Raw genomic sequence first — 14,671 nt, forward strand, 5'->3', positions numbered from 1 at the left:
GCTCGCCGGGATGCACGGCGAAACACCAGAAAGGGCAAAGTTATGAACGCCATCATCGACTTCATCCTCGACCTGTTCCGCAGCCCCGCGTCGGCGGCGACGTTCATCGCCGACCCGGACGGCGCGCTGCGTGACGCCGGCCTGCCGAACGTGACCGCCGCACAGCTGGCGTCGGTGGCCGCCACCGCCGCTCCGGCCGGCTACGCGCTCGGCGGCGGCGATCCGATCGTCGGCCTGCAGCGCGCGGTCGCCGACCACCACCAGCTCGCGTCCAACTTCGCCTCCCCGTTCTCCCCGCAGACCTCGTGGGCCCCGACCTTCGCCCCGGAGACCAACGTGCCGGTGGCCAGCCCGGTCCAGGACGCCGGCGCCAACGCCCAGAACGGCGGGTTCAACCTCGGCTTCGGCGACATCACGTTCGGCGACAAGACCAGCAACACCGCGACCAACGGCGGCGTCGTGGTCGACGGCGACAACGGCGGCGACATCGTCAGCGGTGACGGCGCCGTGCTCGGCGACGGCAACACCACCAGCAACGGCGACATCCTGGCTGGCTCCGGGTCCAACGTCGTCGTCGGCAAGGACAACGAGGTCGAGGACAACTCGAAGACCGCAGGCGGTGACCTGATCACCGACAACGACGCCCCGGTGCTCAACGACGTCGACACCAGCGGTGGCAACGGCGGCGGCGCCGACGGTGGCGGCAGCCTCATCGGCATCGGCGGAGGCAACGCGGTCGGCGGCTCCGGCGGCAACGGCGGCGGCATCATCATCACCGACAACGACGTAAACACCGGAACCCAGATCGACGGTGATGTGGGCAGCCGCAATGTCGAGGACAGCTCGGTGCACACGTCGGTGCAGACCGACATCTCGACCTCCGAGTCGAACGTCGGCTCGGGCAACGTGACCGACACCGACCTGTTCTCGGGCAACGTCACCGGCATCGAGACGGGAATCGACACCGACATCGCGTCGCACAACGACACCCTGGCGGCGCTGGACGCGTTCTGATCCACCTGCGCCACCGGCGGGAACCGCGATGGTTCCCGCCGGTCGGCGCGCCTACCGTGTGAACCACGCGCAGCAACCAGAGAGGCACCATGACGCAGCCTGCCGACCCGGTGATCGTCGAGCTGATCGACCACGCCGGCAAGATCGCGCACGCCCAGGGGCGCGGCGATCTGGCCGATCGCCTGGAGCGGGCCAGGACACGCCTCGGCGACCCGCAGATCCGGGTGGTGATCGCCGGGCAGCTCAAGCAGGGCAAGAGTCTGCTGCTCAATTCGCTGCTCAACATGCCCGTCGCGCGGGTCGGGGACGACGAATCGACCGTGCTGCCCACCGTCGTGTCCTACGGCGAACAGCCCTCGGCCCGGCTGGTCCTGGCCCGGCCCGACGGCCAGGAACCCGAACTCGTCGAGATCCCGACCGCCGACCTCGGCACCGACCTGCGGCGGGCACCCCAGGCCCGCGGCCGTGAGGTACTGCGCGTCGAGGTGAACGCGCCGAGCCCGCTGCTCAAAGGCGGCCTCGCGTTCGTCGACACCCCGGGCGTCGGCGGCCACAGCCAGCCGCACCTGTCGGCGACGCTGGGGCTGCTGCCCGACGCCGACGCGATGCTGATGATCAGCGACACGAGCCAGGAGTTCACCGAGCCGGAGATGACCTTCATCCGGCAGGCGCTGGAGATCTGCCCGGTCGCGTTGCTCGTCGCCACCAAGACCGACCTGTACCCGCACTGGCGGCAGGTGGTCGACGCCAACCGCGCGCACCTGCGGCGCGCAGGCATCGACACACCGCTGGTCCCGGTGTCCTCGACGCTGCGCGGCCACGCCGTCGCGCTCAACGACAAGGAACTCAACGAGGAGTCGAACTTTCCGGCGCTGGTGAAGTTCCTGTCCGACGAGGTGCTGGGCGGCGCCGAGACCGGGTCCGCGAACAGGTGGTCGGCGAAGTGCGCGCGGCCGCCGAACACCTGAAGCTCGCCGCGGAGTCCGAACTGTCGGCGCTCAACGACCCGCACACCCGGGAACGGCTCACCGCCGACCTGGAACGCCGCAAGCAGGAGGCGCAGGACGCGCTGCAGCACACCGCGCTGTGGCAGCAGGTGCTCACCGACGGCATCGCCGACCTGACCGCCGACGTCGACCACGACCTGCGACACCGGTTCCGCACCATCACCTTTCACACCGAGCAGGTGATCGACGGCTGCGACCCCACCCAGAACTGGGCCGCGATCGGCGCCGAACTGGAGGACGCGGTCGCCACCGCCGTCGGCGACAACTTCGTGTGGGCCTATCAGCGCGCCGAGGCACTGGCCGCCGAGGTCGCCCGTACGTTCCGCGAGGCCGGACTGGACGCGGTGCGGATGCCGTCGATCGACGCCCGCGAGATGGGCGCCGACGTCGGCGAATTCCGGTCGGTGGCCCAACTGGAGGCCAAGCCGCTGAAGTTCGGGCACAAGGTCGTCACCGGGATGCGGGGCTCCTACGGCGGCGTGCTGATGTTCGGCATGCTGACGTCGTTCGCGGGGCTGGGCATGTTCAACCCGTTGTCGCTGGGGGCGGGCTTCGTGCTGGGCCGCAAGGCCTACAAGGAGGACATGGAGAACCGGATGCTGCGGGTGCGCAGCGAGGCCAAGGCCAACGTGCGGCGCTTCGTCGACGACGTCGCGTTCGTGGTCGGCAAGGAGTCCCGGGACCGGCTCAAGGGAATCCAGCGTCAGCTCCGTGACCACTACCGCGCGATCGCCGACCAGACCACCCGCTCGCTGAACGAATCGCTGCAGGCCACGCTCGCCGCGGCCAAGCTGGAGGAGACCGAACGTCCGGCCGGGTCAGGGAACTCGAACGTCAGCTCGGCATCCTGCGGCAGGTCCTCGACCACGCGCAGAGCCCGGACGCGCAACCTCACTAAGCTCGAACGGTCAGCAGCCGAGCGACCCGGACGGTGAACCCTGAGCACCAGCGACCGCGTGCGGGCGATCCTGGGCGGCACCATCGCCGCCTACCGGTCCGATCCCGCCTACCGCGCCCGGCCGGACGTGCACGCCGAGCTCGAGCGGATCGGGCGCAGGCTCAACGAACCGATCCGCATCGCGCTGGCCGGAACCCTGAAGTCCGGTAAGTCGACACTGGTCAACGCGCTGGTCGGCGACGAGATCGCCCCGACCGACGCCACCGAGGCGACGCGCATCGTCACCTGGTTCCGGCACGGTCCCACCCCGAAGGTGACCGCGAACCTGCGCGGCGGACGGCGCGCCAACGTGCCCGTCATCCGCGGCCGGACCGGACCGGCCCGCGGCCTGACCTTCGAGTTCGCGGGCCTGGACGCCGACGCCGTGGTGGACCTCGACGTGGAATGGCCCGCGGCCGAACTGGTCGACGCGACGATCATCGACACCCCCGGCACGTCGTCGCTGTCCCGCGACGTCTCGGCCAGGACCCTGCAGCTGCTGGTACCAGCCGACGGGGTGCCCCGGGTCGACGCGGTGGTGTTCCTGCTGCGCACGCTCAACGCCGCCGACATCGCACTGCTGCGCCAGATCGGCCAGCTGGTCGGAGGGTCGGCCGGGGCGCTCGGCGTGATCGGCGTGGCATCGAGGGCCGACGAGATCGGCGCGGGCCGGATCGACGCGATGATGTCGGCCAAGGACGTCGCGCAGCGCTTCACCGCCGAGCTCGAACGCACCGGCATCTGCCAGGCCGTCGTGCCGGTGTCGGGGCTGCTCGCGCTCACCGCGCGCACGCTTCGCCAGAGCGAGTACGTCGCGCTCAAGAAGCTCTCCGAGATGGAGCCGGCCGAGCTGGCCAAGGCGATGCTGTCGGTCGACCGGTTCGGCCGCGAAGACCCGCAGTTGCCGGTCGGCGCAGCGGCCAGAGCCGAACTGCTGGACCGGTTCGGCATGTTCGGCATCCGGATCGCGATCGCGGCGCTGCGGGCCGGGGTCGGCGACTCGGTGGCGCTGGCCGACGAACTGCTGGAGCGCAGCGGGCTGCTCGCGCTGCGCGAGGTGATCGACCAGCAGTTCGCGCAGCGCTCCGACCTGCTCAAGGCGCACACCGCGATGCTGTCGCTGCGCCGGTTCGTGCAGCAGAATCCGATCTACGGCACGCCGCGGATCCTCGCCGACATCGAGCCGTTGCTGGCCGACACCCACGCGTTCGAGGAACTGCGGCTGCTGAGCCAGTTGCGGTCGCGGCCCACCACTCTCAACGACGACGAGATGGCCTCACTGCGGCGGCTGATCGGCGGCTCGGGCACCGGCGGCGCCAGCAGGCTGGGCCTGTCACCCGACGCGCTCGACGACGGTCCGCGGGCCGCGTTCGCCGCCGCCCAGCGGTGGCGCCGGCGCGCCGAACACCCACTCAACGACCCGTTCACCGCAAGGGCGTGCCGGGCCGCGGTACGCAGCGCCGAAGCGCTGATCGCGGAGTACGCCCGGGCTCGACTTGAGACGGGCGGCTAGGGGGAGGGCGGCGCCGGAGGCTCGGTGACCGTCTCGGTCTGCGTCTCGGTCTGGGTGATCGTGCTGGTGCTGGTGCTGACCGAGGTGCTCGGCGTCGTCGTGGTGGTCGGCGTCGTCGTCGTGGTGGTGGGCGTGGTCGTGGTGGTCGTGGGCTCGGTGGTGGTCGTCGGCGTCACCTGTTCGCTGGTGGCCGTCGCGGTCTCGGTCACCGTGGCCGGGGGCGCGACCGCGGGAGCCGTCGTCGTGGTCAGCGGCGTCAACGGGGTGGTCGTCGCGGTCTCGGGATCGGAATCACCGGTGATGACGCGGGCCAGGCCGAAGACGATGAGCGCGATCAGCAGTACGCCGGCCGCACCCAGCGCCACCAGCGCCGCCGGTTTGCGGTACCAGGGGGTCGCGGCCCCGTCCTCGGGCGGGAGCTGGTCGTAGCCGTACTCTCCGCTCGTCCCGTAGTTGCTGAGCTGGGTCGGATCGTCGTCGGAGTAGTTCTGATCGTCGGAATCGCCGTATCGGGCCACGGGATCCGATAGTAGGCCGCGGACCCGCTAGGGAACCGGGTTGAGCGTGCGTGTCACGTTGGTCCTGGGCCGGCTGCGCGACGTCGACGTCTCCCCGTCCTCGGTCTCGCGGGTACGCGGCGGCCGGGTGCTCCTGGTGGTCGTCGGCGACTCCGTGGTCGACGTGGTGGTGTCGGGGTTGATGTCGGTGGTCATCGGCGGGCTCGTGCTGGTGATCGTCGACGTGGTGGTCGCCGTCCCCGACGAGGTGGTCGCGGTGCCCGACTTCTTCGTCGTGCTGGCCGTCGACGCCGGCGGCACGTAGTACAGCGGCGCCTGCTCGGGCTCACCGAACTGGCGCGCGACAAAGGAGATCAGCGTGATGACCAGCGCGATCGCCGCCAGGCCTGCGACGCTCGCCGCGAGCAGGGTCGACGTACGGTTGTGCCACGCGACTGGCGGCTCCTCTGGCGCGTCGTCACGGTCGCGGCTGTTCACGGGCACCGATAGTAGCCGCGGGCGTGCCCCGGCCGCGTCGTCAGCCGATGCGGGGGATGATTTGCTCGGCGACGAACTCGACGTGGTCGAGGTCGGACATGTCCAGAACCTGCAGGTAGACCCGCTGCACGCCGGCCTGCAGGAACGGGCTCAGCTTGTCGGCGACCTCCTCGGGGGTGCCCACCATCGGGGAGTTGGCGCGCAGTTCGCCCACCTCGCGTCCGATCGCGTCGGCCCGCCGCGTGATCTCGGACTCGTCCCGGCCGACGCACACCACGAAGGCCGCCGAGTAGGTCAGCGAGTCCGCGGCACGGCCTGCCTTCTCGACCGCGGCCGCCACCCGGGCGTACTGCTCGGTCAGGGTGTCCAGCGGGACGAACGGGATGTTGAACTCGTCGGCGAACCGGGCCGCCAGCGCCGGGGTCCGTTTCGCACCGCCCCCGCCGATGATGATCGGGGGATGGGGGCGCTGCGCCGGCTTGGGCAGCGCGGGGGAGTCGGTGATGCCGTAGTGCTTCCCGGTGTAGTCGAAGGTCTCACCCGTCGGGGTGCTCCACAGGCCGGTGAGGATCTCCAGCTGTTCGGTGAGCCGGTCGAAGCGCTCGCCCACCGGCGGGAACGGGATGGCGTACGCCTTGTGTTCGGCCTCGAACCAGCCGGCGCCGATGCCGAATTCCACTCGGCCACCGCTCATTTCGTCGACCTGCGCGACCGAGATCGCCAGCGGGCCCGGGTAGCGGAAGGTGGCCGAGGTGACCATCGTGCCCAGCCGGATCGTCGACGTCTCGCGGGCGAGCCCGGCCAGCGTCACCCAGGAATCGGTCGGTCCGGGCAGGCCGTCGCCGGCCATCGCGACGTAGTGGTCGGAACGGAAGAACGCGGAGTAGCCGGCCGCCTCGGCAGTGCGCGCGACGGCGAGTTGGTCGGCGTAGCTCGCGCCCTGCTGCGGTTCGACGAAGATGCGGAAGTCGGGAGCGTGTGTCGGGGCCACGGTCGTCCAGCCTAGGCTCAGAGCCCGCCGCGGGCGGCCTTGACCGCCGCGACCAGGTCGGGGGCACCGTCGAGGCTCACCCGTGCCTCGTCGCGGCCGGCGGCGAACATCAGCAGCTCGCCGGGATCCCCGGTGACGGTGACCTCGGGGCCGCGGCCCGCGGCGGCCACGGTCTCGCCCTGCGGGGTCTGCAACGACACCCGCGCGGGTGCCTTGCGCAACGTCATCCAGGCCATCATCGCGATCGGCCTGCGCAGCGCCGAGGTGGTCTGTTCGTCGAGGGGACGGGGCTCCCACCCCGGGCGGGCCCGGCGCGCGTCCTCATGGTGGATGAACATCTCGGCGACGCCGGCGATCGGGTCGAGCAGCTTGAACGGCGAGTACAGCGGGGGGCCGTCGGCCACCTGGCCCAGCAGCACATCCCAGTCGGTGGACGCGGCGACGTGGTCCTGCACCCGCTCGGTGTAGTCGGCGAACGCCGGAATCATGATGCCCGGCGCGGCGTCGAGGCGTCGCTCCCGGACGACGAGGTGGGCGGTCAGGTCCCGCACATCCCATCCGTCGCACAACGTCGGGGCATCGGGCGCAAGCTCACGGAACGTCGCCACCAGGGCGGCCCGCTCGCGTCGCGCGACGGTCATGACTGCTTCTTCTCGTGTGTCCGCACCCGCCTGATGTTCCCGCAACGCGTTCGACGTCAAACGTCGTCAAACGTCTCAGAAGCTCTCGACGCCCTCCACGCTGATCACCATGCCGTGGCCGGTGCCGTCGTTGGTGAAACGGGTGCCGTTCTGGTCGGCGTCGATGGTCCAGCCCACCGCCGAGTAGCTGCGGTAGTCGAGGGTGGTCGCTGGGATGTCCCCGAGATTGCCGACCACCCAGCTCAGGTCGCCGTCGGCGCTGAGGCGCACGCCGTTGGCGGGCAGCCCGTCGATCTCCGGCGCATTGGTGAACGCCGATTCGCAGCCCACCTCGCGGGTGTTGAGCTGGCAGCGCGTCTTGCCCGTCTTGGTCTGGATGAACACGTAGCCGTTCTGCGGCTGCAGCACCGCGCCGCCCGACGGCCCGGGTGTCCTCGATGGTGCCGGCGGGGTGGACGGGGGCGTCGACGGCGGCGCGGTCGGCCTGGTCTGCCGGGGCGTCGGGAAGTCCGGCTCGGTGTGGGAGTCGGAGTCGGGGCCGCGGGTGGCGGTGCCGTCGATCGAGGACTGGCAGCCCACCAGCGCGACGGCGCACATCAGCGCCGTGCCGGCCAGGGCCACCTGAAGTCTCATCGCGTCCAGCGTACGCAGGATGAGACCGGAGTGACGGAAGTGACTCGCGGTGTCGGGCGGGGATCCGCGGCGCTATGGAATCCCCGGTGCCGGCGGCCTAACATCACGCGCATGTCGCAAGCGAGCCAGCCGTTCTCGATCCTGTCCACGTCGGAATGCTGGGATCTGCTCGCCGGCGAGAAGATCGGGCGGTTGGTCACCACCGTCGACGACGAAGCGCACATCTTTCCGGTGAATTTCGTGGTCCACGAGCGCACCGTGCTGTTCCGCACCGCCGAGGGCACCAAGCTGTCCTCGGCGGTGACGAGCAAAGAGGTGCTCTTCGAGGCCGACGATTACAAGCAACCCGAGGGCTGGAGCGTGATCGTCAAGGGCACCGCACGCTCCCTGCGCGACGAGGACGAGATCGCCGAGGCCGAGGGTGCGGGCCTGGTGTCCTGGCCGACGCCCGAGCCGACCCGCTTCGTGCGGATCCGGCCCCTCAGCGTGACGGGCCGCAGGTTCGTCTTCGGGTCCGCGCCGGACGCGTCGCCGTCCGCGACCTGAGGCGAACACCCCACCCTTCGCTGTCTCGGAGAACCGCGGGAACATTTTTCCGCGCGACCCTGTTGACCCTTCTGACAGTTGAGTCGAGTACACTCAAGTTTCAGTTGACACAGCCGTGTCGACAGGAGCAGGCTTGAGCCGGATCGACTCAAAACAAGATCTCTAATCAGGAGGCAGTAACCATGGCTCGTGCGGTCGGTATCGACCTCGGGACCACCAACTCCGTGGTCGCAGTACTCGAAGGTGGCGACCCCGTGGTCGTCGCGAACTCAGAGGGTTCCCGGACCACCCCGTCGGTCGTCGCGTTCGCGCGCAACGGCGAGGTGCTGGTCGGCCAACCCGCCAAGAACCAGGCGGTCACCAACGTCGACCGGACCATCCGGTCGGTGAAGCGCCACATGGGTTCGGACTGGACCGTCGAGATCGACGGCAAGGACTACACCCCGCAGGAGATCAGCGCGCGTGTGCTGATGAAGCTCAAGCGCGACGCCGAGAGCTACCTGGGGGAGGACATCACCGACGCGGTCATCACCGTGCCGGCGTACTTCAACGACGCCCAGCGTCAGGCCACCAAGGAAGCCGGCCAGATCGCCGGCCTCAACGTGCTGCGCATCGTCAACGAGCCGACCGCGGCCGCGCTGGCCTACGGGCTCGACAAGGGCGAGAAAGAGCAGACCATCCTGGTCTTCGACCTCGGCGGCGGCACCTTCGACGTGTCCCTGCTGGAGATCGGCGAAGGCGTGGTCGAGGTGCGTGCCACCTCGGGTGACAACCACCTCGGTGGCGACGACTGGGACGACCGGATCGTCGAATGGCTCGTCGACAAGTTCAAGGGCACCAGCGGCATCGACCTGACCAAGGACAAGATGGCGATGCAGCGGCTGCGCGAGGCGGCCGAGAAGGCGAAGATCGAGCTGTCCAGCTCGCAGAGCACCTCGATCAACCTGCCCTACATCACGGTCGACGCGGACAAGAATCCGCTGTTCCTCGACGAGCAGCTCACCCGTGCGGAGTTCCAGCGCATCACCCAGGATCTGCTGGACCGCACCCGCAAGCCGTTCCAGCAGGTGATCAAGGACGCCGGCATCGCCGTCGGCGACATCGACCACGTCGTGCTGGTCGGCGGTTCCACCCGCATGCCCGCGGTCTCCGAGCTGGTCAAGGAGATGACCGGTGGCCAGGAGCCCAACAAGGGCGTCAACCCGGACGAGGTCGTCGCCGTCGGCGCCGCCCTGCAGGCCGGTGTGCTCAAGGGTGAGGTCAAAGACGTTCTGCTGCTTGACGTCACCCCGCTCTCGCTCGGTATCGAGACCAAGGGCGGCGTGATGACCAAGCTCATCGAACGCAACACCACGATCCCGACCAAGCGCTCGGAGACCTTCACCACGGCCGACGACAACCAGCCGTCCGTGCAGATCCAGGTGTTCCAGGGCGAACGCGAGATCGCCGCGCACAACAAGCTGCTCGGCTCCTTCGAGCTGACCGGCATCCCGCCGGCCCCGCGCGGTGTCCCGCAGATCGAGGTCACCTTCGACATCGACGCCAACGGCATCGTGCACGTCACCGCCAAGGACAAGGGCACCGGCAAGGAGAACACGATCAAGATCCAGGAGGGCTCCGGCCTCTCCAAGGAGGAGATCGACCGGATGATCAAGGACGCCGAGGCGCACGCCGACGAGGACCGCAAGCGTCGCGAAGAGGCCGACGTCCGCAACCAGGCCGAGTCGCTGGTCTACCAGACGGAGAAGTTCGTCAAGGAACAGCGCGAGGCCGAGGGTGGCTCCAAGGTTCCCGAGGAGACGCTGACCAAGGTCGACACCGCGATCGCCGACGCCAAGACCGCACTCGCCGGCACCGACATCGGCGCCATCAAGTCGGCGATGGAGAAGCTCGGCGAGGAGAGCCAGGCCCTGGGCCAGGCGATCTACGAGGCCACGCAGGCCGGCCAGGCCGCCGGCGGTGCCGACGCGCCGTCCGGTTCGTCCAACGACGACGTGGTCGACGCCGAGGTGGTTGAGGACGACCAGGAGCGCAAGTGAGCGAGCCAGTCGACCGAGACCGTGTGAAAGACGAGGAACCCATCACGGTCACCGACAAGCGGCGCATCGACCCGGAAACCGGGCAGGTGCGCGACGCCGCGGCAGCCGGGCCGGCCCCGGTGGGCCGCGCCGGCCGCCCCGGCCGGTGAACCCGTCGAGGAGTCGGACAAGGAGTCCGGCAAGGAAGCCGAGCTGCTCGCCGACCTGCAACGTGTGCAGGCCGAGTTCGCCAACTACCGCAAGCGGTCGCTGCGCGACCAGCAGCTGATCGCGGACCGGGCCAAGGCCACGGTGATCAGTCAGCTGCTGCCCGTCCTCGACGATCTCGACCGGGCGCGCAGCCACGGAGACCTGGAGTCCGGGCCACTGAAGGCCGTCGCGGACAAGATCGTCTCGACGCTTGAGGGGTTGGGGCTCACCGGTTTCGGCGAGGAGGGCGACGTGTTCGACCCCGAGCTGCACGAGGCCGTGCAGCACGAGGGCGACGGCACGCACCCGGTCGTCGGCATGGTGATGCGACGCGGCTACAAGGTCGGCGAACAGGTGGTCCGCCACGCGATGGTGGGCGTCGTCGACACCGATCCCGGCGCGTCCGATCCCGACAAATCCAACGCGGAGCCCGAACAGCCCGCAGAATCATGAGAATCGACAGACGACAGTGACAACAAGGTAAGGAGGTGACGCGAAATGGCCCAACGCGAGTGGGTTGAGAAGGACTTCTACAAAGTGCTCGGCGTCGCTTCCGATGCCGACGAGAAGGAGATCAAGCGGGCCGCCCGCAAGATCCTCGCGGAGAACCACCCCGACCGAAATCCGGGCAACGCCGAGGCCGAGGAGCGCTACAAAGCCGCCTCCGAAGCCAAGGAAGTGCTCACCGATCCCGCCAAGCGCAAGGAGTACGACGAGACCCGCCGGCTGTTCGCAGGCGGCGGGTTCGGTCGCGGCCGCTACAGCGGCGGCGGCGGGGGCTTCGGCGGCTTCGGCGGCGAAGGCCAGGAGTTCAACCTCAACGATTTGTTCGACGCCGCCGGCCAGGCTGGCGGCGCGAACATCGGTGACCTGTTCGGTGGCCTGTTCGGCCGAGGGGCCCAACAGCCCCGCCCGTCCCGGCCGCGCCGGGGCAACGACCTGGAAACCGAGACCGAGCTGAGCTTCCTGGAGGCCACCAAGGGCGTGGCGATGCCGTTGCGGCTGACCAGCCCGGCCCCGTGCACCAACTGCCACGGCAGTGGTGCCCGCCCTGGAACCAGCCCGAAGGTGTGCCCCAACTGCAACGGCGCCGGCGTCATCAGCCGGAACCAGGGCGCGTTCGGGTTCTCCGAACCGTGCACCGAATGCCGTGGCAGCGGCTCGATCATCGAGCACCCGTGCGAGGAGTGCCGGGGCACCGGGGTCACCACCCGCACGCGCACCATCAATGTGCAGATCCCTCCCGGGGTGGAGGACGGCCAGCGCATCAGGCTGGCCGGTCAGGGCGAGGCCGGACTGCGCGGGGCGCCCTCGGGTGACCTGTACGTGACCGTCCACGTCCGACCGGACAAGGTCTTCGGCCGCAACGGCGACGACCTGACGGTGACCGTGCCGGTCAGCTTCCACGAATTGGCATTGGGAACAACGCTTTCCGTGCCGACACTGGAGGGCAAGGTCGGCGTCCGGGTGCCCAAGGGTACCTCCGACGGCCGCATCCTGAGGGTGCGGGGTCGCGGCGTCCCGAAGCGCTCCGGCGGGCACGGCGACCTGCTCGTCACCGTGAAGGTGGCGGTGCCGCCCAACCTTGAGGGCGAAGCGGCAGAGGCATTGGAGGCGTACGCGAAAGCCGAACGCGCCGGCGGATTCGACCCGCGGGCGGGATGGGCCGGTGCGCTGTGAGCGCCAGCCGTTCGGGCCGCAACAATGAGGCCAGGACGTTCCTGATCTCGGTGGCCGCCGAGCTGGCCGGCATGCACGCGCAGACCCTGCGGACCTACGACCGGCTCGGCCTGGTCAGCCCGCAACGCAGTTCCGGTGGGGGAAGGCGCTATTCGCAACGTGACGTCGAACTGCTGCGCGAAGTGCAGCGGTTGTCACAGGACGAAGGCGTCAACCTCGCCGGGATCAAGCGCATCATCGAGCTGACCAATCAGGTCGAGGCGCTTCAGGCGAGGGTCAAAGAGCTCAGTCAGGAAGTGGAGCAACTGCGCGCCCAGCCACGCCCCAAGAGCACCGCGCTGGTGGTGTGGCAGCCGCGCAATCAGCGGTGACGCAGCGCGATTCGGTCAGGCGACCTTGATCCGGAACCGCGCCACCGCGGACTCGCCGGGGTGCACCTCGTGGTAGCCACCCCTGCGCAGTGCGTCGGTGGGTGCGGCCATCGGCTCGAAGCACACCACGTCGTCGTTGCCCGGCGCGAAAACCTGTGCCGCGGGGAAACCTTCGTCGAAGTACACCTCGATCCGGCGGTCGCCGCCGGACAGCGCGAACATCGAGCCGGGGGCGACCTCGTCGTAACCCTCGTCGATCACCTTGTCGCCCAGGACTTCTGAACTCGCCGCCCGCTGCTCTCCGATGCCGGTCGGGATTCCCCACGCATTGACCGGGCAGTAGCGCATGGCAGGCGTCTCGATGGTCCACTGCGCCCGCGGGACATCGGGCAGCTGCAGGTAGGGATGGAACCCGAAGCACATCGGCACCCGTGCTCCCGTGGTCGCGGTGACCGTGGTGGTGACCGTCAGGGTCCGGTCTTGCAGCGTGACGTCCAGGGTGAGCAGATGCGGGAACGGAAAGCTGGCCAGCAACCCCGGCCGGGCCGCGAAATCCAACTCGGCGGTCAGCTGCGACTCCAGCAGCGTCGTCACCGTCCAGTCCGGATAGGCGGCCAGGACGCCGTGAATCGGCACCCCGTGCTCGTCGGTGCGCACCCCGCCGGTGCCCGGGGTCAGCGTCACCACCGCTCCGTCGACGCCGTAACCGTTGCTGCTCAGCCGGTTGGCCCACGGGTAGAGGATGGGGATGCCCATGGTCTTGTGGTTGGACACATAGGCGTACAGCCCCCGGCGCTGACCGAGCAGTTCCACCCCGTAGTCGGACAGGGAGGTGGCCACCATTCCGGCCCCCGGAACATAGGTGGCGGTCAGCGGTGACGACGGATCACGCAGCGTGACGGTTTCGAACTCGTCCATGGCTGCGATCCTGCCACGGGCGCCTCAGCTGGCCAGCGGATCGTGCTGGATCCGGTCGGCCGGCGCGCCTTTGGCGATCAGCGCGGACTTCGTGGCCCGCACCATCTCCGGCCGCCCGCACAGCAGGATCTGGCGATCGCCCCAGCTGCCGTACCGGGTGACCACCTCGGGAAGCAGGCCGGTCTGGCGCACGTGCAGCCCGCGCGGCGGCGTCACGTCGGGATAGTCCGCCGCCCACGGCGGGTCGAAGTTCAACTCCGAGACCGGCGTCACCGACAGCCACGGATTGGTGGCCGCGATCTCCCACAGGGTGCGCAGGTCGTACAGCTCGCAGGGATACTTCGCGCCGAAGAACAGGTGCACCCGCGGATTCTCCCCGAACCGGGTCAGGTCCATGATCAGCGTCCGCAGCGGCGCCAGGCCGGTGCTGCCGGCCACCATCAGCACGTCGCCGCCGTCGCGGTCGATCTCCAGCGCGCCGTGTGGATTGGCGACCCGCCACCGGTCTCCCGGCCTGGTCTCGCCGACGACGGCGGTGCTGACCATGCCGCCGGGCACCGAGCGGACATGGAACTCGAGATAGCCGTGCGGATCGGCCGGGATCGCCGGACTCAGGTAGCGCCACCGGCGCGGCCACTGCGGCACCTGCACGGGCACGTACTGGCCGGCGTGATAGCCCAGCGCGTGGTCCATCTTCAACCGGATCACCGAGACGTCGCGGGTGGGCCGCAGGTGTTCGAGCACGGTGCCGTCGCAGAACGGCGGGCTGGTCTCGGCGTTCGCGGCACCGCTCATCACCCCGACGACGAGCTGGACGAAGTCGTCGGCGGCCTCGGCGAGCCGCCGGTCCCACTGGTCGGCCAGCGCCGTGCGCAGCGTGGAGAGCAGCGCCGGCTGCAGGGTCGCGTAATGCGACTCGGTGAGACCGTACTTGCGGTGGTCGCGGCCGAGCTGGGCCAGGAACGCGACCGGTTCCTCGGCGCGCTGGGCGATGAGCTGGTCGCACAGCCAGCACATGGCCTGGGAGAACGCCTCGCGCTGCTTGTGCATGTCGGGTGGGAAGAGGTCACGCGCGGACAGATCGGAGGCGAACCAGCGGGTGTAGAAGTCCGCGATCAGCTGATCGGACCCACGATCGACGTCGAGCGCGTCGCGGAGGATGCGCATCGATTCGCGATCTTCGAGTCCCACGCCGCA

At 69.6% G+C, this 14,671-nt stretch carries 14 protein-coding genes and 2 pseudogenes; 10 read left to right on the forward strand and 6 right to left on the reverse strand.

What is annotated here, in order from left to right:
• Nucleotides 1-42 precede the first annotated feature (42 nt).
• The 3 genes and pseudogenes from C6A87_RS02670 (at nt 43) to C6A87_RS02680 (ending at nt 4,471) form a co-directional block, all read left to right on the forward strand.
• Nucleotides 43-1,014, forward strand: coding sequence for an IniB N-terminal domain-containing protein (locus tag C6A87_RS02670; RefSeq protein ID WP_311115851.1), 972 nt, complete (start codon nt 43-45; stop codon nt 1,012-1,014).
• A gap of 89 nt (nt 1,015-1,103) precedes the next feature.
• Nucleotides 1,104-2,919, forward strand: a pseudogene (locus C6A87_RS02675) (dynamin family protein).
• 40 nt (nt 2,920-2,959) lie between these two features.
• Nucleotides 2,960-4,471, forward strand: coding sequence for a dynamin-like GTPase family protein (locus tag C6A87_RS02680; RefSeq protein WP_311118163.1), 1,512 nt, complete (start codon nt 2,960-2,962; stop codon nt 4,469-4,471).
• On the opposite strand, the gene C6A87_RS02685 is transcribed toward C6A87_RS02680, so the two are convergent.
• Nucleotides 4,468-4,989 (reverse strand): hypothetical protein, encoded by a 522-nt coding sequence (locus C6A87_RS02685; RefSeq protein ID WP_311115852.1) that lies wholly within the window; start codon nt 4,987-4,989, stop codon nt 4,468-4,470. The genes C6A87_RS02680 and C6A87_RS02685 overlap by 4 nt on opposite strands.
• Nucleotides 4,990-5,029: 40 nt before the next feature.
• On the opposite strand from C6A87_RS02685, the gene C6A87_RS02690 reads away from it, so the two are divergent.
• A complete protein-coding gene (locus C6A87_RS02690) occupies nt 5,030-5,293 on the forward strand; it encodes a hypothetical protein (RefSeq protein WP_311115853.1) in 264 nt (87 codons plus the stop codon).
• Nucleotides 5,294-5,506: 213 nt separating this feature from the next.
• Here the strand turns inward: C6A87_RS02690 and C6A87_RS02695 are convergent, their stop codons facing one another.
• From C6A87_RS02695 to C6A87_RS02705, 3 genes are all read right to left on the reverse strand, one after another.
• Nucleotides 5,507-6,457: an LLM class F420-dependent oxidoreductase gene (locus C6A87_RS02695; RefSeq protein WP_311115854.1), complete on the reverse strand. Its 951-nt coding sequence runs from the start codon at nt 6,455-6,457 to the stop codon at nt 5,507-5,509.
• 17 nt (nt 6,458-6,474) lie between these two features.
• Complete coding sequence (locus C6A87_RS02700) at nt 6,475-7,098, reverse strand: TIGR03085 family metal-binding protein (protein ID WP_311115855.1); 624 nt, start codon at nt 7,096-7,098, stop codon at nt 6,475-6,477.
• Nucleotides 7,099-7,173: 75 nt separating this feature from the next.
• Nucleotides 7,174-7,731 carry a hypothetical protein gene (locus C6A87_RS02705; protein WP_311115856.1) on the reverse strand — a complete coding sequence of 186 codons (558 nt, stop codon included), beginning with the start codon at nt 7,729-7,731 and terminating at the stop codon, nt 7,174-7,176.
• Between the two features lie 111 nt (nt 7,732-7,842).
• Here C6A87_RS02705 and C6A87_RS02710 point away from each other — a divergent pair, with 111 nt between their 5' ends.
• From C6A87_RS02710 to C6A87_RS02730, 6 genes and pseudogenes are all read left to right on the forward strand, one after another.
• Nucleotides 7,843-8,277, forward strand: a complete 435-nt coding sequence (locus tag C6A87_RS02710; RefSeq protein ID WP_311115857.1) for a pyridoxamine 5'-phosphate oxidase family protein — start codon at nt 7,843-7,845, stop codon at nt 8,275-8,277.
• Nucleotides 8,278-8,459: 182 nt separating this feature from the next.
• Nucleotides 8,460-10,316, forward strand: a complete 1,857-nt coding sequence (dnaK, locus tag C6A87_RS02715; RefSeq protein ID WP_311115858.1) for a molecular chaperone DnaK — start codon at nt 8,460-8,462, stop codon at nt 10,314-10,316.
• A complete protein-coding gene (locus tag C6A87_RS29145) occupies nt 10,313-10,465 on the forward strand; it encodes a hypothetical protein (protein ID WP_396836977.1) in 153 nt (50 codons plus the stop codon). The genes dnaK and C6A87_RS29145 overlap by 4 nt, the downstream gene beginning before the upstream one ends.
• A 31-nt stretch (nt 10,466-10,496) precedes the next feature.
• Nucleotides 10,497-10,958, forward strand: a pseudogene (gene grpE, locus C6A87_RS02720) (nucleotide exchange factor GrpE); the annotation flags it as partial.
• Nucleotides 10,959-11,003: 45 nt separating this feature from the next.
• A complete protein-coding gene (gene dnaJ, locus C6A87_RS02725; RefSeq protein ID WP_311115859.1) occupies nt 11,004-12,185 on the forward strand; it encodes a molecular chaperone DnaJ in 1,182 nt (393 codons plus the stop codon).
• Entirely contained in the window at nt 12,167-12,556 is a 390-nt protein-coding gene (locus C6A87_RS02730) for a heat shock protein transcriptional repressor HspR (RefSeq protein ID WP_311115860.1), read from the forward strand. Before dnaJ ends, C6A87_RS02730 begins: the two co-directional genes overlap by 19 nt.
• 15 nt (nt 12,557-12,571) lie before the next feature.
• Here C6A87_RS02730 and C6A87_RS02735 read toward each other — a convergent pair whose 3' ends face one another.
• Nucleotides 12,572-13,474: an aldose 1-epimerase gene (locus C6A87_RS02735; RefSeq protein WP_311115861.1), complete on the reverse strand. Its 903-nt coding sequence runs from the start codon at nt 13,472-13,474 to the stop codon at nt 12,572-12,574.
• A 24-nt stretch (nt 13,475-13,498) separates the two neighbouring features.
• Nucleotides 13,499-14,665, reverse strand: a complete 1,167-nt coding sequence (locus C6A87_RS02740; protein WP_311115862.1) for an FAD-binding oxidoreductase — start codon at nt 14,663-14,665, stop codon at nt 13,499-13,501.
• Between the last annotated feature and the right edge of the window lie 6 nt (nt 14,666-14,671).

The sequence above is a fragment of the Mycobacterium sp. ITM-2016-00317 genome (assembly GCF_002968295.1).
Taxonomy (GTDB): Bacteria; Actinomycetota; Actinomycetes; order Mycobacteriales; family Mycobacteriaceae; genus Mycobacterium.